23 protein-coding genes are annotated in these 22,745 nt (G+C 63.2%); 13 read left to right on the plus strand and 10 right to left on the minus strand.

Annotation, left to right across the window (positions count from 1 at the left end):
* The first annotated feature begins 213 nt into the window (after positions 1-213).
* Complete coding sequence (locus FJ951_RS15465) at positions 214-2,463, plus strand: exopolysaccharide transport family protein (protein ID WP_140515722.1); 2,250 nt, start codon at positions 214-216, stop codon at positions 2,461-2,463.
* Positions 2,464-2,509: 46 nt separating this feature from the next.
* Here FJ951_RS15465 and FJ951_RS15470 read toward each other — a convergent pair whose 3' ends face one another.
* On the minus strand, positions 2,510-3,736 hold the full coding sequence (locus FJ951_RS15470) for a GNAT family N-acetyltransferase (RefSeq protein WP_140515724.1): 1,227 nt from the start codon (positions 3,734-3,736) through the stop codon (positions 2,510-2,512).
* A gap of 88 nt (positions 3,737-3,824) precedes the next feature.
* On the opposite strand from FJ951_RS15470, the gene FJ951_RS15475 reads away from it, so the two are divergent.
* Positions 3,825-4,883 (plus strand): polysaccharide deacetylase family protein, encoded by a 1,059-nt coding sequence (locus FJ951_RS15475; RefSeq protein ID WP_140515726.1) that lies wholly within the window; start codon positions 3,825-3,827, stop codon positions 4,881-4,883.
* 17 nt (positions 4,884-4,900) lie between these two features.
* Here FJ951_RS15475 and FJ951_RS15480 read toward each other — a convergent pair whose 3' ends face one another.
* Positions 4,901-5,116, minus strand: a complete 216-nt coding sequence (locus FJ951_RS15480; RefSeq protein WP_140515728.1) for a DUF2842 domain-containing protein — start codon at positions 5,114-5,116, stop codon at positions 4,901-4,903.
* A gap of 184 nt (positions 5,117-5,300) precedes the next feature.
* Between FJ951_RS15480 and FJ951_RS15485 the strand changes: the two genes are divergently transcribed.
* On the plus strand, positions 5,301-6,389 hold the full coding sequence (locus tag FJ951_RS15485; RefSeq protein ID WP_140515730.1) for a COX15/CtaA family protein: 1,089 nt from the start codon (positions 5,301-5,303) through the stop codon (positions 6,387-6,389).
* An 82-nt stretch (positions 6,390-6,471) separates the two neighbouring features.
* On the opposite strand, the gene FJ951_RS15490 is transcribed toward FJ951_RS15485, so the two are convergent.
* From FJ951_RS15490 to speB, 3 genes are read right to left on the minus strand one after another with little or no spacing between them, the layout of a single operon-like run.
* Positions 6,472-7,314: an aminoglycoside phosphotransferase family protein gene (locus FJ951_RS15490; RefSeq protein WP_210239458.1), complete on the minus strand. Its 843-nt coding sequence runs from the start codon at positions 7,312-7,314 to the stop codon at positions 6,472-6,474.
* A complete protein-coding gene (gene argC, locus FJ951_RS15495; protein ID WP_140515734.1) occupies positions 7,311-8,237 on the minus strand; it encodes an N-acetyl-gamma-glutamyl-phosphate reductase in 927 nt (308 codons plus the stop codon). Before argC ends, FJ951_RS15490 begins: the two co-directional genes overlap by 4 nt.
* Positions 8,238-8,267: 30 nt before the next feature.
* The gene (gene speB, locus FJ951_RS15500; protein ID WP_140515736.1) at positions 8,268-9,275 is read right to left on the minus strand and encodes an agmatinase; all 1,008 of its coding nucleotides are present in this window, start codon (positions 9,273-9,275) and stop codon (positions 8,268-8,270) included.
* Between the two features lie 123 nt (positions 9,276-9,398).
* On the opposite strand from speB, the gene FJ951_RS15505 reads away from it, so the two are divergent.
* From FJ951_RS15505 to FJ951_RS15515, 3 genes are all read left to right on the plus strand, one after another.
* Positions 9,399-10,607 carry an acyltransferase gene (locus FJ951_RS15505; RefSeq protein WP_140515738.1) on the plus strand — a complete coding sequence of 403 codons (1,209 nt, stop codon included), beginning with the start codon at positions 9,399-9,401 and terminating at the stop codon, positions 10,605-10,607.
* 96 nt (positions 10,608-10,703) lie between these two features.
* Positions 10,704-11,762 (plus strand): glycerophosphodiester phosphodiesterase family protein, encoded by a 1,059-nt coding sequence (locus tag FJ951_RS15510; protein ID WP_140515740.1) that lies wholly within the window; start codon positions 10,704-10,706, stop codon positions 11,760-11,762.
* An 81-nt stretch (positions 11,763-11,843) separates the two neighbouring features.
* Positions 11,844-13,232: an MFS transporter gene (locus FJ951_RS15515; protein WP_246671729.1), complete on the plus strand. Its 1,389-nt coding sequence runs from the start codon at positions 11,844-11,846 to the stop codon at positions 13,230-13,232.
* Positions 13,233-13,292: 60 nt separating this feature from the next.
* Here FJ951_RS15515 and rpsI read toward each other — a convergent pair whose 3' ends face one another.
* The 4 genes from rpsI to FJ951_RS15535 all read right to left on the minus strand — a co-directional run bounded on the left by rpsI (position 13,293) and on the right by FJ951_RS15535 (position 15,671).
* On the minus strand, positions 13,293-13,775 hold the full coding sequence (gene rpsI / locus FJ951_RS15520; protein WP_140493960.1) for a 30S ribosomal protein S9: 483 nt from the start codon (positions 13,773-13,775) through the stop codon (positions 13,293-13,295).
* 1 nt (position 13,776) lies between these two features.
* A complete protein-coding gene (gene rplM, locus FJ951_RS15525; protein ID WP_010915638.1) occupies positions 13,777-14,241 on the minus strand; it encodes a 50S ribosomal protein L13 in 465 nt (154 codons plus the stop codon).
* A gap of 273 nt (positions 14,242-14,514) precedes the next feature.
* The gene (locus FJ951_RS15530; RefSeq protein ID WP_246671730.1) at positions 14,515-15,087 is read right to left on the minus strand and encodes a LysE family translocator; all 573 of its coding nucleotides are present in this window, start codon (positions 15,085-15,087) and stop codon (positions 14,515-14,517) included.
* A 137-nt stretch (positions 15,088-15,224) separates the two neighbouring features.
* Positions 15,225-15,671, minus strand: coding sequence for a PaaI family thioesterase (locus FJ951_RS15535; protein WP_140493956.1), 447 nt, complete (start codon positions 15,669-15,671; stop codon positions 15,225-15,227).
* A 152-nt stretch (positions 15,672-15,823) separates the two neighbouring features.
* Here FJ951_RS15535 and FJ951_RS15540 point away from each other — a divergent pair, with 152 nt between their 5' ends.
* From FJ951_RS15540 to FJ951_RS15565, 6 genes are all read left to right on the plus strand, one after another.
* On the plus strand, positions 15,824-16,645 hold the full coding sequence (locus FJ951_RS15540) for an enoyl-CoA hydratase (RefSeq protein WP_140493954.1): 822 nt from the start codon (positions 15,824-15,826) through the stop codon (positions 16,643-16,645).
* 11 nt (positions 16,646-16,656) lie between these two features.
* A complete protein-coding gene (locus tag FJ951_RS15545) occupies positions 16,657-17,079 on the plus strand; it encodes a VOC family protein (RefSeq protein ID WP_140515744.1) in 423 nt (140 codons plus the stop codon).
* The gene (locus FJ951_RS15550; RefSeq protein WP_140515746.1) at positions 17,079-17,861 is read left to right on the plus strand and encodes an AAA family ATPase; all 783 of its coding nucleotides are present in this window, start codon (positions 17,079-17,081) and stop codon (positions 17,859-17,861) included. The genes FJ951_RS15545 and FJ951_RS15550 overlap by 1 nt, the downstream gene beginning before the upstream one ends.
* A complete protein-coding gene (locus FJ951_RS15555) occupies positions 17,858-18,379 on the plus strand; it encodes a CoA-binding protein (protein WP_140493949.1) in 522 nt (173 codons plus the stop codon). The genes FJ951_RS15550 and FJ951_RS15555 overlap by 4 nt, the downstream gene beginning before the upstream one ends.
* Before the next feature lie 158 nt (positions 18,380-18,537).
* Positions 18,538-19,818, plus strand: a complete 1,281-nt coding sequence (locus FJ951_RS15560; protein WP_140493947.1) for an O-acetylhomoserine aminocarboxypropyltransferase — start codon at positions 18,538-18,540, stop codon at positions 19,816-19,818.
* Positions 19,819-19,900: 82 nt separating this feature from the next.
* Positions 19,901-20,251 carry a cupin domain-containing protein gene (locus FJ951_RS15565; protein ID WP_181165167.1) on the plus strand — a complete coding sequence of 117 codons (351 nt, stop codon included), beginning with the start codon at positions 19,901-19,903 and terminating at the stop codon, positions 20,249-20,251.
* 35 nt (positions 20,252-20,286) lie between these two features.
* On the opposite strand, the gene FJ951_RS15570 is transcribed toward FJ951_RS15565, so the two are convergent.
* Entirely contained in the window at positions 20,287-21,537 is a 1,251-nt protein-coding gene (locus FJ951_RS15570) for a cytochrome P450 (RefSeq protein ID WP_140515750.1), read from the minus strand.
* A gap of 104 nt (positions 21,538-21,641) precedes the next feature.
* On the opposite strand from FJ951_RS15570, the gene FJ951_RS15575 reads away from it, so the two are divergent.
* On the plus strand, positions 21,642-22,745 hold the full coding sequence (locus FJ951_RS15575) for an FAD-binding oxidoreductase (RefSeq protein ID WP_140515752.1): 1,104 nt from the start codon (positions 21,642-21,644) through the stop codon (positions 22,743-22,745).

Below are 22,745 nucleotides of genomic sequence, written 5' to 3' on the forward strand. Positions count from 1 at the left end.
GCAAACATCTGAGAGCGCGTCCGTTATCGTCCTGTTAGGGTTAATGGCCGGTAAAGGGTACGACCGATACGGCATCGATCGACAGGAGTTTTACAACTTTGGCGATTTTGCTTGGCGCCTCCCAGTAAGTCCTAGCGGAAGCTTGCTGTGATCTTAACGGCTGAGTTACCATAGTTGTTTACGGTGCACGCGATCCGTATCGGAGTAGGATGCATGTCCGTTCAGTCCACGGCCGCAGACGTTGACGTCGATCTTGGGCAGCTCTTCGCCAGCCTGGCGAGGAACTGGCTGCGAATATTGGTCGTCTCCCTGGTGGTCACCGGGTTGGCGTTTGCGCTCGCTTCGCTGGCAACCAAGCACTACAAGGCCCAGACGCAGGTTCAGATCGATACGCGTGAATCCGTCTACACGCGCCCCGCCGGCAGTAATGACAGCGACAAGCCGATCCTCGATGAGCAAGGCGTCGCCACCCAGGTCCAGATCATTTCGTCCAACGAAATCCTGAAGCGGGTGGCGCAGAAGCTTGATCTGTCGCGATTGCACGAATTCGATGAAACTGTCGATATGTCGCCTCTCAGCCGCCTGCTGATCCTGGTGGGGTTGAAGAACGATCCCCTGGATATCCCGGTCGATGAGCGCGTCCTGAAGAAGATGCGCGAGAAGCTCAACGTCTATGGCGTCGAAAAGACGCGTATCATCGCCATCGAGTTCTCCTCGGAAGATCCCAAGCTCGCGGCTGCTATCCCCGATGCCATTGCCGCCGCCTACATTGCCGGGCAGGGCGCGGCCAAGCTCGAATCCAACACCGCCGCGGCGGACTTCCTGGCTCCCGAGATCGCCGATTTGCAGAAGCAGGTCAGGGATGCCGAGGCCAAGGTCGCCGCCTATCGCGCCCAGTCGGACCTTCTGGTGGGCGGCAACAATTCTGTGCTCGCCACCCAACAACTGGCCGAACTGTCCACCGAATTGTCGCGGGTGCGGGCCAACCGCGCCGCCGCCGAAGGCACCGCCGACAGCGTGCGCAAGGCGCTGCAGAATGGCGGCTCGCTGGATTCGCTGCCCGAGGTACTGTCATCCGATCTGATCCAGCGCTTGCGCGAACGGCAGGTCGAACTGCGCGCCAACATCGCCGACCTGTCGACGACGCTGCTCGACAATCATCCGCGCATCCGCGCGGCAAAATCGCAGCTAGCCGATCTCGACGCGCAGATCCGCAGTGAAGCTCAAAAGGTGATGAAGGGCCTGGCGATGCAGGCCGATGCCGCCAAGTCACGTGAGAGCCAGCTCGTCGCCGACGTCAACACGCTGAAGGCGGCTTCCGCGGAGGCAGGCGAACAGCAGGTCGGTCTCGATGCGCTGCAGCGTGACGCTGCCGCCAAGCGCCAGCAGCTCGAACTTTACCTGACCAACTACCGCGAGGCGGCTTCGCGCCAGGATCGCAATTACGTGCCGGTCGACGCGCGTGTCATCTCGAAGGCCGTAGTGCCTTCCGAGGCCTACTTCCCCAAGATCGGGCCGATCGTCGGTGCTGCTTTTGCCGCCTCGCTTTTGCTCATGTCGGTGTTCACGCTGCTGCGCGAACTCTTTTCCGGCCGCGCCATGCGCCCGGCCAGCGGCGCTCGCTTCGAGCCGATCGACGAGGTGGCGATGCCGGTCGCGGCCAGGGAAACGACGATCATTCCAGAGTCCGGGCCTGAGCACCACGCTGAGAAAGCGGTGGAACCGGAGATGATGGTGGAACCGGATCTGCCCTCGCCGGCGGAATCTGCCATAGAGGTCGAACCCGCCGCCGGCGCACCGGTCGCCGAAACCGTCCCTGTTGCCGAGGCCGTCCCGGTCGCCAAAACCAGGCCGCGTTCGGTGCTGGGCGAGATCGACGTTGAAAAAGCGGCGGAAAAGCTGATCGCAAGCGGCGCCGCGCGCGCCATCTTCGTGTCGCCCGAAGGTGACGAGGCGGCCGCGTCCGCGATCCTGGTGGCGCGTGAGGTCTCCGACGCCGGCCTGCGCGTGCTGCTGCTCGACCTCACGGCTTCCGGCGCCGCCTCGCGACCGATGCTCGACAGCGGACTGTTCCCGGGCATCACCAATCTGCTCGCGTCGCAGGCGCAGTTCAGCGAAGTCATCCACCCCGACCTCTATTCCGACTGCCATGTCATTCCTGTCGGCACCGCCGATCCGGTTCGCGCCATGCGCGCCGCCGACCGGCTGCCGATCATCATGCAATCGCTGACCACCGCCTATGACCTGGTGGTAGTCGAATGCGGTCCCGCCGACGCCCAAGGCATCAGCCGTCTGGGTGGCGATGCGACCGAAGTGTTCCTCTCCATGCTGGAGCCGGATGATGAGGTGACGCAGGCCGCCGTCAAGCTTATCGAGAATGGCTATCCGGAGTTGACGCTGGTGACCCCGCTCGGCCACGAACCGCCGGGCACTCCGGTGCCGGGAAGGCGCTCGGCGGCTTGAGTCCGATGAACGGCGCTTGTGGTCATCACGTTGGAAGGTGGGCGGGTTAGCTACCGTCCTCGGCGGGCGCCGGCGCCTGGCCAGCGGCCTTGCGACGCAGCAGCTTGGTCAGCTTCCAGATCGTCGGACTGTTCTTGACGACGGCTTTCAGTCTGGCACTTTGCCGCAGCCCCAGCGCCAGTGCGCGGCCTTTCGACGTCAGCGGAACCAGCACCTCGAAGTGCTGCGTTTCGATATCGCACCATAAACGCTTGTACGGCTCGTCGCCGACCGAGAAATCATAGACGTCGAAACCCGCCTCGCAGGCTTCCTGGATATTGTCGAAGAACAGGAAGTCGCCGGGGCTGGTGTGGGCGAGGTCATCCTCGGCGATCGCGCCGAACTCGCAGATCAGCCGTTTGCCCGAGCGGCTCGATCCGGTCACGGCGCGAAGCTTGCCGGCGACCTCGAGCCCGTGCAGCACGAAGGAGGGCTTATCCTCGGCAAGCGCCTCGGTGAACAGAGCACGGAAGAACGCCCGCACTTGATTGTCGCCGAAGACGTTGGCGATGCCCATCCTGCGGAAGCGGGATTCCTTCATCTCGAAAAAGCCGTCGAGCAGCCGGCCGACCTCGTCCACGGTCCGCGCCTCGATGCGCCGATGGCTGCCGACGGCCTCGAACTTGCGCGTCTGCGAGCGGTGCTTCTTGCGTTTGCGCTTTCCGTTTGCGCGAGAGAGCAGTGCATCGAAACCGCCGACCAGGTCGACGGCGAGCGACAGGTTCGGGCTGTCGAAATAATCGAACGAGGCGAGTGGGTTGGCTACGCCATCGAGGTCGGGCAGCAGGCGTTCGAAGGCGACGAGATCGATGTCGGGGCGAGCCTCGGCTATGGCCGCCAGGGTCGAACGAATAGCCGCACTGTCCGCCCTGGCAAGCCATTGCGGGTCGGCGGCGACGAAATTGCCATTGGCGTGGCGGCCGCCCATGAAGCGCGCAACACGGAATGGCCCATGGCCGACGACCTCCAGCGCCAGTGCGAAAACCGGTCTGCCTTCGCAATTCAGCATCGCCACGACCGGGTCCGGCTCGACCTGCGCGGCCCAGTTGCGGATCCAAACCGCGCTCTGCGCCGGCGCGAACACGGCGGAGCGGCAGAACGCGGCATAGGCCGCGAGCCCATCGGCGGAAGCGGTGGAAACCGACAGCCCAGCCGGCTCTATTGGCGGCACACTGGGCGGGGCTTCGATTGCCGCCAGGCGATTGCCGTCAAATGACGCGGCCGCGTCAACCATACCTCAATCCTTAGGGCGTATTGCTGCCGATTTGGGGGCGCTCAGGCGTATCCGTGCTTGGTTCAGCCTAGGCGCAAAAGGTGAAGGAATGATCGACGGCGGGGAGGCAATCCGAAAGCTGGCGCTCAACGTCGCCCGCTATACCGGCCTCGCACCGCTGGCCAAACCGCTGGTCGGCGGTATTGGCGCCATCCTCATGCTGCACCGCGTTACGGCAAAGCCCGAAAAGCCCGACAGCGTCAACCGTCATCTCAACATTGCGCCCGGCTTCCTCGACGCCATGATTGCCGGCCTGAAGGCGGATGGCTACGCCTTCGTCTCGATGGACGAGGCGGTGGAGCGTATCGCGGCGCGCCGCAAGGGCGGCCAGTTCGCCGCCATCACCGCCGACGACGCCTATCGCGACAACATGACCGAAGCCTTGCCGGTGCTGGAAAAGCACGGCGCGCCGATCACCATCTATGTGGCTCCGGGGCTGATCAACGGCACTGCGGATCTGTGGTGGGACGTGGTCGAGGATCTCGTCAACGCGGGCGATCGCCTGACCCTGACGACGTCCGACGGGCAAACGACGATCGACTGCACCAGCCCGGCCAAAAAGCTCCAGGCCATCGCACGGCTGCACACCTATCTCACCACCGAGGTTCGCGAGGAGGACCTGCGCGCCGTGCTGCGCGAACTGGCGCATGCGAAAGGCGTCGACGCCGGCCGGCCGCGCGTCGACACGCTGATGACCTGGTCGGAGATCCGCGCGATCGCAGCGCATCCGCTCGTAACGATCGGTGCTCATACGATCAACCACAGCAATCTGAAGCGGCTTTCAGAAGCCGACGCGCGGCACGAAATCGTCGGGGTGAAGTCCATCCTGCGAGCCGAGCTGGGCGAGGAGCCGCGCCATTTCGCCTATCCCTACGGCTATGCCAGCGCCGTCGGCTGCCGCGAAGTGGGCCTTGTCCGCGATGCCGGCTACACCTCGGCCGTGACCACCCGTCATGGCGTGCTGCGCGCCGAACACGCCGGCTTCCTGCACGCATTGCCGCGCATCTCGGTCAACGGCCGTTATCAGAACCTCGCCCACATCCGCACCATGCTGTCTGGCGTGACGACGCCGCTCGCCAACGCCGGAAAGATGGTGGTCACCATCTGAGGCCGGCCGGCAACGGTTCAGCGCTTGGGCCGATGCTCCAGCATCAGCCATTTGATGATGCCCATGGCCGGCAGCACCCAGAGCAGGCCGCTTAGCAGGAAGAACAGGAAATGCGTCCACGGGCCCGCCTCGGACAGCCGGGCGACCGCGAAGATCGATGCGACCAGCGCATAGATGATGACAAGCGCCACCAGCAGGAACATTCCGATCAGCTTTTTCAGGCGCACGGGCATGGTTGGCCTCCTGGAGCCGGGGTAAAGTGCGGCCCAGCTCAATGTGTCGGCTTCGCCATAGGCCTTGACGCGAAGCTGTGCAACCCGACAGACGCGGCGCGACGGCGTGCCGCGCCGCCCGGTCTTGCATGCGGGAATGCGATGGTCCACCAATCCGCGACTTCAACCTGCCGGGATAAAATCCATGGCCGCCATTACTGCCGCGCCTTACGAGGCGCGTGACCGCGATCTGCACAACCGCGCGCTGGTGCGCGGCTGGCTCTACGTCGTGCTTCTGGTGCTGTTCGCGCTGGTGCTGGTCGGCGGCGCCACAAGGCTCACCGAGTCCGGCCTGTCGATCACCGAGTGGCAGCCGATCCACGGCGTCATCCCGCCGCTCAACGACGCCGAATGGCAAGAGGAATTCCAGCGCTATCAGCAGATCCCGCAATATGCCGAGCTCAACAAGGGCATGAGCATCGAGGCATTCAAGTCGATCTTCTGGTGGGAGTGGGCGCATCGTCTCCTGGCGCGCAGCGTCGGTCTGGTTTTTGCCTTGCCGCTGCTGTTCTTCTGGGCGGCGCGCCGCATCGAGCGCGGACTGGGGCCGAAGCTGGTCGGCATCCTGCTTCTCGGCGGTCTGCAGGGCGCCATCGGCTGGTGGATGGTTGCCTCCGGTCTGGTCGACCGCGTCTCGGTCAGCCAGTACCGGCTCGCCACCCATTTGACGCTTGCCGCGCTGATCTTCACGGCGACCATGGTCGTCGCGCGCGGCTTGGCGCCGCATTCGGAACCTGCGGCCGATCGTTCGACCCAGAAACTGGCTGGTTTCATAGTGCTTCTGGCGCTGATCCAGATCTATCTCGGCGGTCTGGTCGCCGGGCTCCACGCTGGCCTGAGCTACAACACCTGGCCGCTGATGGACGGCAAGATCATTCCCGGCGATCTGCTGATCCTGGAGCCGGCATGGCGCAATTTCTTCGAAAGCCCCAAGACGGTGCAGTTCGTGCACCGGATCGGCGCCTACACGGTGTTCGTCGTCGCCCTGTGGCACATGATCGCCACGCGTCGCCGTCTGCCCGGTTCAACGCATGCTCGTCGCGCGACGCTGTTGTTTGCCCTGGTGCTGGTGCAGGCCTCCGTCGGCATCGGCACGCTGTTGATGCATGTGCCGCTGCACATGGCGCTGACCCACCAGGGATTCGCGTTGATCGTGCTGGGGTTCGCCGCCGCGCATTGGCGCGGCACCAAGGGCGCATATCCCTTGCCCCACGAGATCGCCCTCGGACGCTGAGTCTCTCCGGTCACATCCAGAACGTTCGACTGCGCCATCGTCTTGTCGCCGTCGAATTCCGCCTGACGCAAGGCGGCACGGATCAGAAGCCGAGCCGTACCGTTCGGATCGCTGCTGCGACCGACAGTTCGCGGTTCTCCTCGATCGCGTTGTCGTCCTCATGGTGCCAGGAAGCCGACAGGCAGCCATAGGCGATGGCGTGATCCAGTATTGCCGCCGGCGTCTGGCTCAGCGTTCGCGCAAAAACTTCAGCCATCCCGGCAATCCGTGGGGGATCGAGACAAAGGTCGTCGCGATCAAGAGGATTGTAGAACATGTTCGCGGCATCGAATCCCGGGTCGCCGAGAACGCCCTTCGGATCTATCGCCAGCCAGCCGCGTGCTCCGTGCATGATGTTGTCGTGATGGAGGTCGCCATGCAGCGGCCTGATATCATGCGGACCACCCAGCAGCCGGTCGGCGATTTCCGCCGCTTCGACATAAAGGCTGTTCCGGCCAACGACACGGTCGGCCTCCGCTTTCTTGAACAGGCTGGAAAATCGTTCCCGAAGCGGCTGCAGGTCGGGCGGAGCGGGGTGATCCGATGGCGAAAACAGCTTTGCCATCACCTCCGCCGCGATTTCCGTGGCGGCCAAATCTCCCTGCTCGGCAAGAACATGCGACAGCATGGTCTCCCCGGCATATTCGAGCAACATGGAATGCCCGTCGCGGCCCAGCAGCCGCACGGCGCCTTCGCCGCGCCGCCAGGCAAGGAAATGCTCGCCGCGCAACTCGTCTGCGACGTCATCGAATGGCTTCAGCGCCTTGACGATCGCCGGCGAGCCGTCCTCGCGCCGCACCTTCCAGATGCGGCTCGAAAAGGTCTCGGCGATGAGCTCGGGCGCGCTGATCTTCCAACGGTCCGGAAATGCCGGTGCCGCCATCAGAGGCCGAGCATCAGGTCCATGTTCTGTACGGCAGCCCCCGATGCCCCTTTGCCGAGATTGTCGTAAACGGCGAGCAGCAGGGCCTGCGCGCGCTTGTCATTGGCAAAGACGTAGAGCTTCATGCGGTTGGTGCCATTGTAGATTTCCGGATCGATCTCCGGAATGCGCTCCAGATGCGCATAGGGCGCCACTTCGACCACGCCGCCCTTGATGGCGGCGAAATGGTCGGCGATGGCTGCATGGAGTTCCGCACCGGTCGGCACATGGTCGAGGCCACCGAGCTGCAGCGGCACCACCGTGATCATGCCTTGCGCGAAATTGCCCACCGCTGGCTGCATGATCGGATCGTGCGACAGTTTCGCATAGGCCCTGAGCTCCGGCACGTGCTTGTGCTGGAGGGTGAGCCCGTAGGGTAGAAATTCAGAGGCGTCCTCGCCCTTGGCGACATAGTCCTCGATCATCGGGCGGCCGCCGCCCGAATAACCGGAGATGCCGTTGACGGTGACCGGGAAATCCGCGGGCAGAAGGCCGGCGGCGACCAGCGGCCGCAGCATCGCGATCGGTCCTTGCGGCCAGCAGCCGGGATTGGCGACGCGTTTTGCCGCCCCGATCTTCTTCGCCTGCTCCTTGTCCATCTCGGCAAAGCCATATTCCCAGCCTTGCGCGACGCGATGCGCGGTCGAAGCATCGATGACTCTGGTGGTCTCGTTGGAGATCAGCGACACGCTTTCCTTCGCCGCATCGTCCGGGAGACACAGGATCGCAACGTCGGCGGCATTGAGGAATTCGGCTCGCGCCGCCGTTTCCTTGCGGCGCTCGGCGGGAATTGAAATGATCTCCAGGTCGCCGCGCTCGGCAAGCAGCGCCCGGATCTGGAGGCCGGTGGTGCCGTGCTCGCCGTCGATGAAGATTCTCGGTTTCATTGGCTGATCAAATTCCCTGATATCGAAAAACTATATGCCGTTGCCTTGATTCACCGCGGCGCCGTTGTGGCTGCCGTTGTTCAGCTCTTCGAGCCGTGCTTTCCGCTCGGCCAGCAGGCCAAGATACTGCATGGCGATCATCGAGCCGGCAATCGCCGTTATATCGGCGTGATCGTAGGCCGGCGCAACCTCCACGACATCGGCCCCGACAATATCGATCTGATTGAGCTGGCGCAGCGTCGACAGGATCTTTGCAGAGGACGGCCCGCCGGCGACCGGCGTGCCAGTGCCGGGTGCATAGGCAGGATCAAGGCAGTCGATATCAAAGGTGAGATAGGTCTTCTTGCCGCCCGTCCTGTCGACGATGGCGTAGGCGATGTCGGATGCACGCATCTCCTCGATCTCATGACCGTAGAGGATCTTGATGCCGAACGTGTCGGGCGCGTGGGTGCGGATGCCGATCTGGATCGAGCGGTCGGGATCGATAATGCCTTCCTTGACCGCGCGGCCGACGAAGGATCCGTGGTCGATGCGTTTGCCGTCATCCTCCCAGGTATCCTGGTGCGCATCGAACTGCACCAGAGCGAGCGGGCCATGGATTGCGGCATGTGCCTTGAGCAGGGGCCAGGTGACGAAATGGTCGCCGCCCAGCGACAGCAGGAAAGCACCTGTCTTCAGGATCTTGGTCGCCTCGCGTTCGATCGTCCCCGGCGTCTTCTGGTGGTTGCCGGTATCAAGCAGACAATCGCCATAGTCGACCACCGCGAGGTGCTCGAACAGATCGCGCGAAAAGGGATATTGCGGATCGTTGTCGAGGATTGCCGAGGCGCGGCGGATCGCCTGCGGCCCGAAACGCGCGCCGGGCCGATTGGTGACGGCGGCATCGAAAGGGATGCCCCAAACCACAGCGTCCGCGCCCTTCACATCCTTCGTGTATTTGCGTCGCATGAACGACAGCGCGCCGGCATAGGTCGGCTCCAGCGAAGCGCCCGTCTTTGAGCGGGCTGTGAAGGCATGGTCGATGTTCTTGTTCGCCATTACGGATCCTTGGTTTTTATCGGGGTGCAACAACTACAGAACCGGCACGCAACATGCCAGTCACAGCTTGGGGAAACGAAACGGCGCGGCCGCGGTGCCGCCGCGAGACAGGATTGTATCATCATGACACAGACCGCGTTTCTTGATTCTCCCCATGGCGCGGCGTCGATCCAGTCCGGCACGGTGGCGGGTGAGCGGTTCCTGGTTCTCGATTCGTGGCGCGGCATCTGCGCCCTGCTGGTTGCGCTGTTCCACTTCCCGACCGCTTCGACGATCTCGCAAAGCGCCTTTGTCGGTTCGTCCTATCTGTTTGTCGATTTCTTCTTCGTTCTCTCCGGTTTCGTCATCGCCAGCTCCTATGGCTGGCGGCTGAACCAGCCGCGGGAGGTCGCACGCTTTGCGCTGGTGCGCTTCGGCCGCATCTATCCGCTGCACCTTCTCATGCTCGCCGCCTTTGCCGGCTTCGAGCTGCTGCGGCTGATGCTGCCGCAGGTGCATGGCGCCGGTGCCGCTCCCTTCACCGGCGGCTTCAGCCTCCAGAGCCTGCTTGCCAACCTGCTGCTGCTCCAGGGGGTCGGCTTCGAGGACCAATTGACTTGGAATGCGCCAAGCTGGAGCATTTCGGCGGAGTTCTTCGCCTACCTGTTGTTCGCGGGAGTGGTCTTCACCGCCGGGGCACGCGCCTGGGTGTGGTTCGTCGCCGCCGCCATCACCGCGCCGCTGTTTCTGCTTGGCTTCTCGACCCACCATATGGATGTGTCCTTCGATTTCGGCTTCATACGCTGCCTGTACGGCTTCTCGCTCGGCGCCTTGCTTGCCTGGTTCCAGCATGATTCCATTGCAGGCGCGCGACAGGCGCTTGCCCGGACCGGCCCGTTGCTGAGCTGGACCCTTGCCGAAATCGTCATGGCGGCTGTCATTGTGCTTTTCGTCGCACTGGCGGGCGACAATGATGCCGGGATCGCAGCACCGCTGGTGTTTGCACTGGCATTGTTTCTCTTTGCTCATGAGGGGGGCTGGATCAGTGTCTTTCTGAGAACCCCACTCATTCTGACGCTCGGCGCGCTGTCCTACTCGATCTACATGGTCCACATCTTCGTCCAGGCGCGCATGATCAATGTCGCCGGCCTGGTCGAGCGCAAGCTCGGCCCCGGTCTTGTCGGCGACATCGTCTTGCGCGGAGAGCCGGCGACCGGCTTCGGCGCCGGCTGGGCGGGGGACGTTGCGATCCTCGTCATGCTCCTTGCCACGATAGGTGTCTCCTGGATTACCTGGCGTTTCGTCGAGATGCCTGCGATGGCCTGGTTCCGCCGACTGTCGAAACGCATCTGAGGCGACATATCGCTGGCAACCGCTAGCCGGCTTCGTTCACCTAGACGTCACGGGCATCGCCTATTCCCGGTTCGATCCGGAATGGAGCGATTCTCGATGCGGACCTTCTGGCCGAGCCTTCTGTTTTCCGTCACGCTGGCGGCTTCCGCCAGCCAGTCAATGGCGGGCGAAACCCGTGCGAGGCAGATCCTCGACCGCTTCGAACATGCCAATCAGTGGCGCGACCACGTCATGGTGGTCGCGCATCGCGCCGGCAGCATGCAGGCCGGCAAGACGCTCTATGCGGAAAATTCGCTCGCCGCCGTCGAAGGCTCGATCGCGATCGGCGCCGAGATCGTCGAGGTCGACATCCGGCGCTCGAAGGACGGCGAGTTTGTAGTCATGCATGACAGCTGGCTTGATCGCACCACAACCTGCAAGGGTGAGGTGGTTAAGTACACGCTGGCCGAACTGAAGAGTTGCCGGCTGGTGATCGAAGGCACGGGCGCCGTAACCGACGAGACAGTCTCGACGCTGCGCGAGATGCTGCTGGCGACCCGGGACCAGATCCTCATCAATCTCGACAACAAGCTCGAGGTTGGGGACCTGTCGGGTATGGTCGCGGTGGCGCGAGATCTCGGCATGGCCGACCAGGTCATCGTCAAGGAAAACCTGTGGAACCAGACCAGGATCGCTACGGTGAAGGCTGCCATGGAAGCGGTCGGCGGCGGCTTCCAGTTCATGCCGATCATCGCCGACGACGCAGTGCATGACGCCGGTTTCGCCGCGACGGTCGACCATGCTTTTGCGCCGCGCGCGATCGAGCTGATCAACTGGCGCGCCGGCGCGGAGACGTTGACCGAGACTGGCGGGCCGCTGTTCAGCACGCGCATGCGCGCGGCCGCGGTGAGGGGCGACTGGCACATCTGGGCCGACACCTACGCCATCGTCAACAAGCCGGGCGGCTTCCTTGCCGGCGGCCGGGGCGATGAACTGGCGGTTCAGGCCAGCCTGCCGCGTGAAGCCTGGGGCTTCTGGGCCGATCGCGGCGCCACCATCATCCAGACCGATGAGCCAAAGGCGGCGATAGGCTGGCTGGCGGCAAATGGGTTTCGCGTGCCCTATGCGGAGACGGGCGAACGCGTCGAACCTGCCGCGACCGCCAGCATCAATTGATTTGCCGCGGCTGAAGTTCCGGCCTTGTTGTCGCAGGCCGGCGCCTGCTGACGCAACGGTGTCAGGGGAAACCCGTTATCCATGGGCATGCCCGATACCATCGTTCTCAAGCGCCCTGCCGCCTATGCCGCCACCGTTGCTGCGACCAGCCTCGGCTTCGTCGTCGTGCAGCTTGATGTCTCCATCGTCAACATCGCGCTGAACAGGATCGGTACTGGGCTGTCGATGGGGGTCGGCGGCCTGCAATGGGTCGTCGACGCCTACACACTTGCCTTCGCCTCGCTGCTGCTCGCCGGCGGCGCCCTCGGCGACAGGGTCGGCGCTCGCCGCGTTTTCGTTGGCGGCATGGCGCTGTTCAGCATTGCTTCGCTGGCTTGCGGCCTGGCTCAGAGTGCCTGGTTGCTGATTGCGGCGCGCGCTGCACAAGGCGCGGGTGCCGCCTTGCTGATGCCGTGTTCGCTGGCACTCCTCAATCGCGCCTACGCGTCCGACAAGGCGCGCCGGGCACGCGCCGTTGGGCTGTGGACGGCGGCGGGCGGCATCGCGCTGTCGGCAGGGCCGGTGCTCGGCGGCTTCATGGTCGCGTCGCTTGGCTGGGCCAGCATCTTTCTGGTCAACCTGCCCATTGGCGCTCTCGCCATCTGGATGGCTTATCGGTTTCTGCAGGAAACGCCGCTCAAGGCCGAGCGGCCGCCGATCGACTGGGTGGGGCAGGGACTTGTCGTGGTGGCGCTGTTTTCGCTGACCGGCGCCTTTATCGAAACCGGTTCATCGGGCTGGACCTCGATGCCGGTCATCGGCGGACTGGTATTGGCGGCGGTGGCCGCAAGCCTGTTCCTGCTGGTCGAGAGCCGGACGAGGGCGCCGATGTTTCCGCTCGGTCTCTTTGCCAGCCGCGTGCCGGCTGTGACGAGCCTTGTCGGACTGGCCGTCAACCTGACGCTCTATGGCACGATCTTCATGCTCAGCCTGTATTTCCAGCAGGAAAGGCATTTTTCTCCCGAGATGACAGGGCTCGCCTTCCTGCCGTTCATGGCGGCGGTCACCCTGTCGAACATTGCCGCCGGGCGCATTGCCGCAAACCATGGCCCACGATTGCCCATGGCGGTTGGCCTGTTCGTCGGAGCAGCCGGTTTCGGACTGATGGCGCTGATCCAGGCCGAAACATCCTACCTGTCGCTGCTGTGGCGCCTGCTGTTCCTGCCGGTCGGCATCGGCCTTGCCGTACCGGCCATGACCACCGCGCTCTTGTCTTCCGTTCCGGCGGAGATGTCGGGAACGGCATCGGGCGTACTCAACACCGTGCGCCAGTCGGGTGGCGCGATCGGGGTGGCGCTGTTCGGGTCCGCCTTGGCGCTGGGCACGATCGATGGCATGCAACTGGCATTCCTGGCCTCGGCGCTCGCGGTGGCCGGCTCGGCACTTTGCGCGTTCCTGTTCATCCGCGACGCCGACCATTCCGCTCAATAGTGATGCGCAACGCAAAAAGGCCGCCCGGAGGCGGCCTTTCGATTGTGAAGCTGCCTGCGCCTAGCGCTTCGAGAACTGGAACGAACGACGGGCCTTCGCCTTGCCGTACTTCTTGCGCTCGACGACGCGGCTGTCGCGGGTCAGGAAGCCGCCCTTTTTGAGCACGGCACGCAGCGCCGGCTCATAATAGGTCAGCGCCTTGGAGATGCCGTGACGCACAGCGCCGGCCTGGCCCGAAAGGCCGCCGCCGATGACGGTTGCGACGATGTCGTACTGGCCCGAGCGGTTGGCGGCGATGATCGGCTGGTTGAGGATCATCTGCAGGACCGGACGCGCGAAATAGGTCGCGAATTCCTTGTCGTTGACGACGATCTTGCCCGAACCTGGCTTCACCCAAACACGCGCGATGGCGTTCTTGCGCTTGCCGGTGGCATACGCGCGGCCCGACTTGTCGAGCTTCTGGACATGGACGGGTGCCGCGGCCTGCGTATTGGTGTTGCCGGTGGCGGCGCCCAGTTCTGCGAGCGAGGAAAGCTCAGCCATCTTATGCGACCTTCTTGTTCTTGGAATTCAGCTTGGCCACGTCGAGGACTTCTGGCTGCTGGGCGACATGCGGATGCTCGGCGCCTGCATAGACGCGCAGGTTCTTCATCTGGCGACGGCCGAGCGGGCCACGCGGAACCATGCGCTCAACGGCCTTCTCGACGACACGCTCGGGGAAACGGCCTTCGAGCAGTTGGCGCGCGGTGCGCTCCTTGATGCCGCCGGGGTGCCCGGTGTGCCAGTAATAGACCTTGTCGGTGAACTTCTTGCCGGTGAACACCACCTTGTCGGCATTGATGACGATGACATTGTCGCCGTCGTCGACATGCGGGGTGAAGGTCGGCTTGTGCTTGCCGCGAAGATGATTGGCGATAACGGTGGCGAGCCGGCCGACGACGAGACCTTCGGCGTCGATCAGGATCCACTTTTTCACCACATCCGCAGGCTTCTGCGAAAAGGTTGTCATGTTTTCTGCTTTCGGTTCGGACCTTCCCCAATCCACAAACGATAAGGAAGGCGTTTCTTGTTGCTTGGATTGGCGAAAAGCGCTTGCCCGCCGCCAATAACAAAACGGCGGCCTTTGCGGGCCGCTGCTTCGTGAGGGCTTATAGGGGAGAGAGTAGCCCTCGTCAAGCATCATTGGGAGTCAACGAAATCGAAAAACCGTTAAATTTCAAGTGCTAAACTATGTGGTATTATTTTACAACACGGCCTACCGCCAAAACGGCTGGTATTTCGCTCACCGCCGGCCACTCGTCACTGCAAGCAGGAGTCTGATGCCAACGCCGACCATAATGGCTCCGGCCAGCCTTCCCTGCCACACGACGAAGCTGCTTCGGCGCGACAGCCAGCCGCCGACCGCGCCGGAGGTCAGCGCGACAGCGCCGAGGACAAACATTCCCATCATCTTCATAGTCGTGCCGAGAATGACGAACTGCAACGCCGCTGGACCGGCCCAAGGGTGAACGAATTGCGGCAGCACCGCTAACATGAAGGCAAGCGTCGTCGGATTGGTGAGATTGCAGATCATGCCCTGCCGGAAAGCGGCTGTAGTGCCACCGGTGTTGGCAAAGGCAAAGGTACGACTTTCATCCTGCCGGCGCGCCAGCAGGAATTTGACCCCGATGGCGATCAGATAGATGGCGCCGACGATTTGGAGAAAGCTGTAAAGAGGCGGCGAGGATGTGATCAGCGTGGCAAGTCCCATCGCAAGTAATGGAATTTGCACGACGCCGGCCGATACGCAGCCCGTCGCGGCCGCCAGCGCGTGGCGCCAGCCCTGTCCGACGCCGCGACTGATCACAAGCATCATATCGGGCCCGACGCCGGAAAGCTGGTAGGCAAGCACGGCGCCGAGAAAGGCAAGGTATGTGGTCAGATCGGGCATGCCGCAAAACGGACGTGTCGATCGGGAGTTCCGGCCAGGATGCCGGATCGGCCTTCTCCGTGTCAGCGTTTCGGCGGGATCGAATAGGTTCCGGTGGCGTGCGCCACTGTCTGCCCCTCCGGGCCGGCGACGATGTCGATGTCGAAGACCATCAGGTTCTTTCCGAGCTTCAGAATGCGGCAATGGCCATCGATCGGTCCTGCCTCGGCCTTGCGGACGAAATTGATGTTCAGATTGGTGGTGACCGAGAGCGCATCGGGCCCGGCATGGCTGAGCACGCAGACATAGCCGCCAATGTCGGCCAGCGTGAACAAGGCAGGGCCGGACACCGTACCGCCGGGACGCAAATGCCGTTCGCCGGCATTGAGCCGCACGGTGCAGCCGCCGGGAAACACGTCGGTTGCCTCAAAGGCCGCGCCCTTTTCGTTGAGCTGCGGAAACACGGTCTCCATCAGCGCATTGACCTGGGCTGCTGTCAGCACCGGCTCGAGCTTGGTCTGGGCGGGCATCTCGGTCCTCATTCTGCGCCAAGCCTGTATGGGCGAAGCGGCGCGTTTCTGGCAACACCTTCATCCTACTGGCGCAAGCGATACGGTGTTGATGAAACCCCAGCCGATATTAGATACCTTGCCAGCGGAACGGAATCGCGGAGACCTTAGCCATGGCCGAAATCCTTGCCATCAAGCCTGTCGCAGTTGAAGGGCCGGTTGTGGCTAGGCGCGACGAGGGCCTGCTGCGCCTGACGCTTGCCAATCCCCCCGCGAACGCGCTTTCCCTGGCGGCGATGACGGCGCTGACGGAGGAACTGGACCGTGCCAGGGCCGACAAGGCCGTTCGCGTCATAGTGCTGTCGGCGGCCGGAAAGGTATTCTGCGCCGGCCACGATCTCAAGGAGATGACAGCGCGCCGCGCCGACGCCGATCGCGGCAAGGCCTTCTTCGAAGAGACGTTTGCCGCCTGCGCTACGCTGATGCAGGCGATCGTGCGCCACCCCAAGCCGGTGATCGCCGAAGTGGATGGCCTTGCCACCGCCGCCGGCCTGCAGCTTGTCGCCAGTTGCGACCTCGCCATCGCCTCGCATGAGGCGACGTTCTGCACGCCGGGCGTCAATATCGGCCTGTTCTGCTCGACGCCGATGGTGGCGCTGTCTCGCAACGTCTCGCGCAAGCACGCCATGGAAATGCTCCTGACTGGCGAAACCATCGATGCCGCGACCGCCAAGGAGTTCGGCCTGGTCAACCGCGTCGTGCCGCGCGAGTACCTGAATCAGATTGTCAACAAATACGCCCAAACCATTGCTTCAAAATCATCTTCGGTGCTGAAGACCGGCAAGGAAGCGTTTTATGCGCAGGCCGAGATGGGGCTGGCGGATGCCTATGGCTATACTGGCCGGGTCATGGTCGAGAACATGCTGGCGCGTGACGCCCAGGAGGGCATCGGCGCCTTCATCGGCAAACGCAAGCCGGAATGGACCGACGAATAAGGACGAAAGTCATGGAGCCGCGCATCTCCATCATCACCATCGCCACCGATGATCTCGATCGTGCGGTGCGCTTCTACGAGACGATGGGCCTGAAGCGCCATGCGGGCATCACCGATGGCGTCGCCTTCTTCCAGATGGGTGGTGTTATACTCGGCCTGTTCCCGCGCGCCAGCGCCGAGGAGGATTCCGGCATCACCTTCGCCAAGGCGCCTGCCGCCGTCTATCTCGCCTACAACACCCGCTCCGATGCCGAAGTGGACGCGGTGCTTGCGATGGCTGAAGAGGCCGGCGGCCGCATCGTCAAGCCGGCAGGCCGTGCCTTCTGGGGCGGCTGGTACGGCTATTTCGCCGATGCCGACGGACATGTCTGGGAAGTGGCGCACAACCCGGCCTTTCCGATCACGGAAGACGGTACGATCTCGCTGCCCGATTGATGGCTTACCGCAGGCAGTTGACGCGGCTCAAGGCGCCCTATCTCAAGCGCATTCTGCTCGATTCCGAGCGGGTGACCGATTGGGAAAAATACCCGTGGAACCTGCCGCTGTTTCGTGGTCACGCCTTCGAACTCGAATTCACCACACCAATTACCATCATCGTCGGTGAGAACGGCACCGGCAAATCGACATTGCTCGAGGCGATCGGCGCGCTCGCCGGTTACGACGAAGCCGGAGGCGGCAAGGGCTACCGGCCTGTCGACCATTCCGGCGCCATCGACAGGAGTGGTGCCGCGCTGGCAGATACCTTCCGTGGCCATTGGTTGCCAAAAGTCACCGCCGGCTGGTTCTTTCGCGCCGAATCCTTCTACTCGGTGGCTCGCTATCTTGACCAGGTGGCCCTGGAAGATCCGTTCAAGCCACCTCCGCCCGACTTTCTGTCCTGGTCGCATGGCGAAGGGTTCATCCGCTTCTTCGAGGAACGTTGCCGCAGGCAAGGCATCTACATCCTCGACGAGCCCGAAAGTGCGCTGTCTCCATCGCGCCAGATCGAACTTCTCAAGATGCTGCGGCGCATGGATCGGTCGGGCACTGCGCAAGTGATCATGGCGACGCATTCGCCGCTGCTGATGGCCTGTCCAGGCGCGCGGCTGTTCCGCATCAGCCGGTTCGGGCTAGATTCGACCGATTTTCGTGATACGGACCACTTCCGCATGATGCGCGATTTCAGCAGTGATCCTGATGGCTTTCTCGCCGAGGCGTTGTATGAGGACGAGCCATGAATCACGATAGCTATGACAACGCCTACATCGCCGGCATCCTCAATTCGGTGAAGACCATCGCCATGGTCGGCGCGTCCGCCAACGACGTTCGTCCAAGCTATTTCGTGTTGAAATACCTGCTGGCCAAGGGGTTTGAGGTGTTCCCCATCAATCCGGGCCATGCTGGCAAGGAGATACTCGGCCGTACGGTCTATGGCAGCCTTGCCGAGATTGCCCAGCCCATCGACATGGTCGACATCTTTCGCGCCTCGGCGGCGGTGGCCGGCGTTGTCGACCAGGTGCTGAAGCTCGATCCCCTGCCGAAAGTGATCTGGATGCAACTCGGCGTGCGCCACGACGAAGCCGCCGCGCGCGCCGAAGCCGCCGGCATCAAGGTGGTGATGAACCGCTGCCCCAAGATCGAATACGGCAAGCTGTCCGGCGAGATCGGCTGGACCGGGGTCAATTCCGGTGTGCTGTCGTCGAAGAAGCCGCTGATGCGGTCGGGGTTCCAGAGTTTCGGCGTGCGGCAAAAATAGACAAGGGGAAGGCGCAAAATTATTCCGGCAGGAGCCGTATTTTCCTGCTATCTGGTCGAAGATGACACGCCGAAGGGTATTTTCTTCTTTGCATTCGTGGTCGAGCTTGGCCAAGAATGGCCGGCGAATTTCAGAAGTTTTGTTCGAGGGAGGTTTCAGTGACCCGCACGCCCGGTTTCAACACGCTCGCCGTCCATGCCGGCGCCAAACCCGATCCGGCCACCGGCGCACGCGCCACGCCGATCTACCAGACGACCTCCTTTGTTTTCGACGACGCCGATCATGCCGCCTCGCTGTTCGGGCTGAAGGCCTTCGGCAACATCTACACCCGCATCATGAACCCGACGCAGGCGGTGCTCGAAGAACGCATAGCGGCGCTCGAGGGCGGCACGGCCGCCCTGGCGGTCGCGTCCGGCCACGCCGCCCAGGTAATCGTGTTCCACAATCTGTTGCAGCCGGGCGACAATTTCGTCGCCGCCAACAAGCTCTATGGCGGTTCGATCAACCAGTTCGGCCATGCCTTCAAGAACTTTGGCTGGGAGGTGCGCTGGGCCGAAGCGAACGATCCGTCAACCTTCGAGAGCCAGATCGATGACAAGACCAAGGCGATCTTCATCGAGAGTCTGGCCAATCCCGGCGGCACCTTCGTCGACATAGAGAAGATCGGCGACATCGCGCGCAAGCATGGCCTGCCGCTGATCGTCGACAACACCCTGGCCTCGCCCTACCTGATCCGGCCGATCGAGCACGGCGCCGACATTGTAGTCCATTCGCTGACCAAGTTCATTGGCGGTCACGGCAACTCGATCGGCGGCGCCATCGTTGATGGCGGCACGTTCGACTGGTCGAAATCAGGGAAGTACCCGATGCTGTCGGAACCGCGCCCCGAATATGGCGGCCTGGTACTGCACGAAACCTTCGGCAATTTCGCCTTCGCCATCGCCGCGCGCGTGCTTGGCCTGCGCGATCTCGGCCCGGCGATTTCGCCGTTCAACGCCTTTCTCATTTTGACAGGCCTCGAAACCTTGCCGCTGCGCATGCAGCGCCATTGCGACAATGCGATCACCGTCGCGGGCTGGCTGTCCAACCATCCCAAGGTGGCCTGGGTCAACTATCCCGGCCTTCCCAGCGACAAGAACAACGCCCTGCAAAAGAAATACTCGCCGCAAGGCGCCGGCGCGGTCTTCACCTTCGGCCTCAAGGGCGGTTACGAGGCCGGCGTCAAATTCGTCGAAGCGTTGGAGTTGTTCTCGCACTTGGCCAATGTCGGCGACACCAAGTCCTTGGTCATCCATCCGGCGTCGACCACGCACCGACAGCTGTCCGACGAGCAGAAGGTCAAGGCGGGTGCGGGACCGGACACGGTGCGGCTGTCCATCGGCATCGAGGACGTCACCGACATCGTCGCCGATCTCGAACAGGCACTCGCCAAAGTTTGATCTAGCCTCCCCCTCGTAGGAGGGTCGGCGCAAAACGCCGGGGTAAGGCGAGCCGGCCCGAGGCCGGTTCTCATGGAGGCAAATCCTGTCCGAGCATTACCTGACGATATCGACGGATTCTGTCGACGCCGAAGAAGGCGCGCCGGCGCCCGATCGCCTGATCTCAGGCGATCCGAAATTCCGCACCTGGAACGTCGAGGAGCGCGAAGGCGGTCTTTATGCCGGTATCTGGGAATCGACTCCGGGCAAGTGGCGCATCGTCTACGACGAATGGGAATTCTGTCACATCCTTTCCGGCGTTTCGGTGATCGAAGAGGAGGGTGGCGAAGCGCGCACCGTCAGGGCCGGCGACAGCTTCGTGCTGCGACCTGGCTTCAAGGGAAGCTGGGAAGTGCTTGAAACCACCCGCAAGGAGTATGTGATCAGGCTGTGAGCTGCGCGCAGCTCACAGCTCAGGCCTGCGCTCCTTCAGAAGCCGACGGTGAGCGCTTCCAGCCCATGGAAATGATACGTGTCACGGAAGCTTGGGCTTTGGGCAAGACGGAGCTTTGGGTGCCGCTCGAACAAGGTTTTCAGCGACACCTGCAATTCGAGCCTGGCCAGGGGCGCGCCGATGCAGAAATGGATGCCGGCGCCGAACGACACGTTCTTCTGGTCGGCACGATCCGGCCGGAAGGCCCGCGGCTCGGCAAAGGCATGAGGGTCATGGTTGGCCATGCCAAGCAGCAGACCGATCGTCTGGCCGGGCTGCACGACGATCCCGGGAGCGATTTCGATCTCCTGGTAGGCGTAGCGGGTGAACATGTGCAACGGCGCGTCGAAGCGCAGGCATTCCTCGACAGCGGCCGCCGTTGCCTCGGCTGAGGTGAAGAAACGGCGCGGGTCGCCGCCTTGCGCCAAGATCGAGCGCACCGCATTGCCGGTCTGGTGCACGGTCGCTTCGTGGCCGGCATTGAGCAGCAGGATCGCCGAGGACACCATTTCGTCTTCCGACAATTTTTGGCCGCCCTCCTGCGCCGAGATCAGCAGCGACAGCAGGTCGTCGCCGGGATTTTTGCGCCGTTCGGCGATGGTGCCGCGCAGGAAATCGGCAAAATCCTGCGCCGCGCGATTGGCCGTCTCCTCGATCTCGCGAGTGCGGCCATGCACGTACATGGCGACCATTCGATGTGACCAGTCGAGCAGTTGCGGTCCCATTTCGACCGGCACGCCGAGCATCTCGGCGATGATGGTGATGGGCAGGGGAGAAGCGAAGGCGGGCAGCAGGTCGACTTGCTTGCCCGGCTCGAAACGATCGATCAGTTCGTTGGCGAGTGCCTCCACGCGCGGCCGCAGCCGCTCGACCTGGCGCGACACGAAGGCGCGGTTGACCAGTGTTCGAAGCCGCGTGTGTACCGGCGGCTCCAGTTCCAGCATGGAATTGGCTTCGATGCCGTCGAATGCCTTGAGATGTGTTCTATCCCGGCCGATGCCACAACTGTCGGGAATGCCCGCCGGGTTATGGCGGCCGAAGCGGCGGTCGCGCAACAGCTTGTTGACGTCGTCGAAGCCGCCAAAGCACCAGAACCCGAATTCTTCCCAGAAAAAGACGTTCGATGCATCGTGCAGGAACGCATAGGCCACGTACGGATCCTGGAAGAAAGCCCACTCGTGCGGGTCAAGTCTCAGGTGACGGGTCGCTGGGTCAAAGGCGAGGTAGGATGGCGTCAATTTGGTCATGCCAGACCAATAGCGCGGCTTGCCAGCCTGGTTCCAGACCGTATGTTGGCGCCCGCAATCCAATGCGTTGAGCCAGCCGCAACGGCTGCGGAAAGTCTGATTTGATGAATGTGATCGTTGTCGGCGCGGGCATCGCCGGTCTCTCCACCGCATGGTCGCTGGTCAAGGCTGGCCATAGCGTTTCCATCGTCGAGCAGGGGCCGATCCCCAATCCGTTGGCGGCATCCGGCGACCATCACCGCATCATTTGCCGTGCCTACCGGGCCGGGACCGGCTACGGCCGGCTGATCAGCGAGGCCTATGAAGCCTGGGACGAAATGTGGGCCGACCTCGGCGAGAACCATCTCGATTCCAGGGGCTTCCTCTGCGTCTCGCGCGAGCCGGGCGACGAAGCCGAGGAATACCGGGAAGGGCTGGAGGAGGGAAACTATCCGTTCGACCTGCTGGAACCTGATGCCGCGGTCGAACGCTGGCCTTTCCTGGAGCCGGGCTCGTTCCGCTACGCCTACTTTTCGCCGGAAGGCGGCGCGCTGCATTGCCGCAAGATCGCGTCCGGCCTGGCCAAGTGGCTGCGCGCCAACGGCGCCAACGTCTACGAGAACAGCAAGGTGACGGCGGTCGACTCCGAGGCAGGGCATATCGTGCTCGCGTCCGGCGAGACGATGCAGGCCGACCGCATCGTCGTCGCTGCGGGCGCCTGGGTGCTGAAACTGTTCCCCGAACTCGGCGGCGAACTGAAGACGTACCGAACCGCGCTCGCCTATGTCGAACCGCCGGCGGACCTCAAGGCCGTCTGGGAAGTTGCGCCCGTGGTCCTCGATGTAGGTGGCAAGACCGACGGCTACATGATTCCGCTGACCCGAGGTGCCGGCATGAAATTCGGTTCAGGCCTGCACAGGGTGCCGACCAGCGACGCCGACTGGAACCGGCAGCCGGTGCCGGGCGAGGGCGAGGCGATCCGCAACCTGTTTTCACCGCCGATCGCCCGCATCGAGGAGTATGAGGTGACCGAAGTGGTCACCTGCGCCTACACATTCACGGACGATGAGAAATTCCTGGCGCATGAGACGGGCAAGTGCCTGATCGTCTCGGCCTGCTCGGGCCATGGCTATAAATTCGGGGCGGCGATCGGCCGGCGTGTGGCGGCGGCTGTCGATGATGGCGATATTGCCGGCCTGAAACGTTGGTTGCGAGCCGAAATCGCCTGA

The sequence above is a fragment of the Mesorhizobium sp. B2-2-3 genome (genome assembly GCF_006442405.1).
GTDB lineage: Bacteria > Pseudomonadota > Alphaproteobacteria > Rhizobiales > Rhizobiaceae > Mesorhizobium.

What these genes read in the sequence shown, in the direction of transcription:
- FJ951_RS15465 (WP_140515722.1), top strand. Translation starts at nt 214, where the DNA reads ATGTCCGTTCAGTCCACGGCCGCAGACGTTGACGTCGATCTTGGGCAG.
- FJ951_RS15470 (WP_140515724.1), bottom strand. Translation starts at nt 3,736, where the DNA reads ATGGTTGACGCGGCCGCGTCATTTGACGGCAATCGCCTGGCGGCAATC.
- FJ951_RS15475 (WP_140515726.1), top strand. Translation starts at nt 3,825, where the DNA reads ATGATCGACGGCGGGGAGGCAATCCGAAAGCTGGCGCTCAACGTCGCC.
- FJ951_RS15480 (WP_140515728.1), bottom strand. Translation starts at nt 5,116, where the DNA reads ATGCCCGTGCGCCTGAAAAAGCTGATCGGAATGTTCCTGCTGGTGGCG.
- FJ951_RS15485 (WP_140515730.1), top strand. Translation starts at nt 5,301, where the DNA reads ATGGCCGCCATTACTGCCGCGCCTTACGAGGCGCGTGACCGCGATCTG.
- argC (WP_140515734.1), bottom strand. Translation starts at nt 8,237, where the DNA reads ATGAAACCGAGAATCTTCATCGACGGCGAGCACGGCACCACCGGCCTC.
- speB (WP_140515736.1), bottom strand. Translation starts at nt 9,275, where the DNA reads ATGGCGAACAAGAACATCGACCATGCCTTCACAGCCCGCTCAAAGACG.
- FJ951_RS15505 (WP_140515738.1), top strand. Translation starts at nt 9,399, where the DNA reads ATGACACAGACCGCGTTTCTTGATTCTCCCCATGGCGCGGCGTCGATC.
- FJ951_RS15510 (WP_140515740.1), top strand. Translation starts at nt 10,704, where the DNA reads ATGCGGACCTTCTGGCCGAGCCTTCTGTTTTCCGTCACGCTGGCGGCT.
- FJ951_RS15515 (WP_246671729.1), top strand. Translation starts at nt 11,844, where the DNA reads ATGGGCATGCCCGATACCATCGTTCTCAAGCGCCCTGCCGCCTATGCC.
- rpsI (WP_140493960.1), bottom strand. Translation starts at nt 13,775, where the DNA reads ATGGCTGAGCTTTCCTCGCTCGCAGAACTGGGCGCCGCCACCGGCAAC.
- rplM (WP_010915638.1), bottom strand. Translation starts at nt 14,241, where the DNA reads ATGACAACCTTTTCGCAGAAGCCTGCGGATGTGGTGAAAAAGTGGATC.
- FJ951_RS15530 (WP_246671730.1), bottom strand. Translation starts at nt 15,087, where the DNA reads ATGATGCTTGTGATCAGTCGCGGCGTCGGACAGGGCTGGCGCCACGCG.
- FJ951_RS15535 (WP_140493956.1), bottom strand. Translation starts at nt 15,671, where the DNA reads ATGCCCGCCCAGACCAAGCTCGAGCCGGTGCTGACAGCAGCCCAGGTC.
- FJ951_RS15540 (WP_140493954.1), top strand. Translation starts at nt 15,824, where the DNA reads ATGGCCGAAATCCTTGCCATCAAGCCTGTCGCAGTTGAAGGGCCGGTT.
- FJ951_RS15545 (WP_140515744.1), top strand. Translation starts at nt 16,657, where the DNA reads ATGGAGCCGCGCATCTCCATCATCACCATCGCCACCGATGATCTCGAT.
- FJ951_RS15550 (WP_140515746.1), top strand. Translation starts at nt 17,079, where the DNA reads ATGGCTTACCGCAGGCAGTTGACGCGGCTCAAGGCGCCCTATCTCAAG.
- FJ951_RS15555 (WP_140493949.1), top strand. Translation starts at nt 17,858, where the DNA reads ATGAATCACGATAGCTATGACAACGCCTACATCGCCGGCATCCTCAAT.
- FJ951_RS15570 (WP_140515750.1), bottom strand. Translation starts at nt 21,537, where the DNA reads ATGACCAAATTGACGCCATCCTACCTCGCCTTTGACCCAGCGACCCGT.
- FJ951_RS15575 (WP_140515752.1), top strand. Translation starts at nt 21,642, where the DNA reads ATGAATGTGATCGTTGTCGGCGCGGGCATCGCCGGTCTCTCCACCGCA.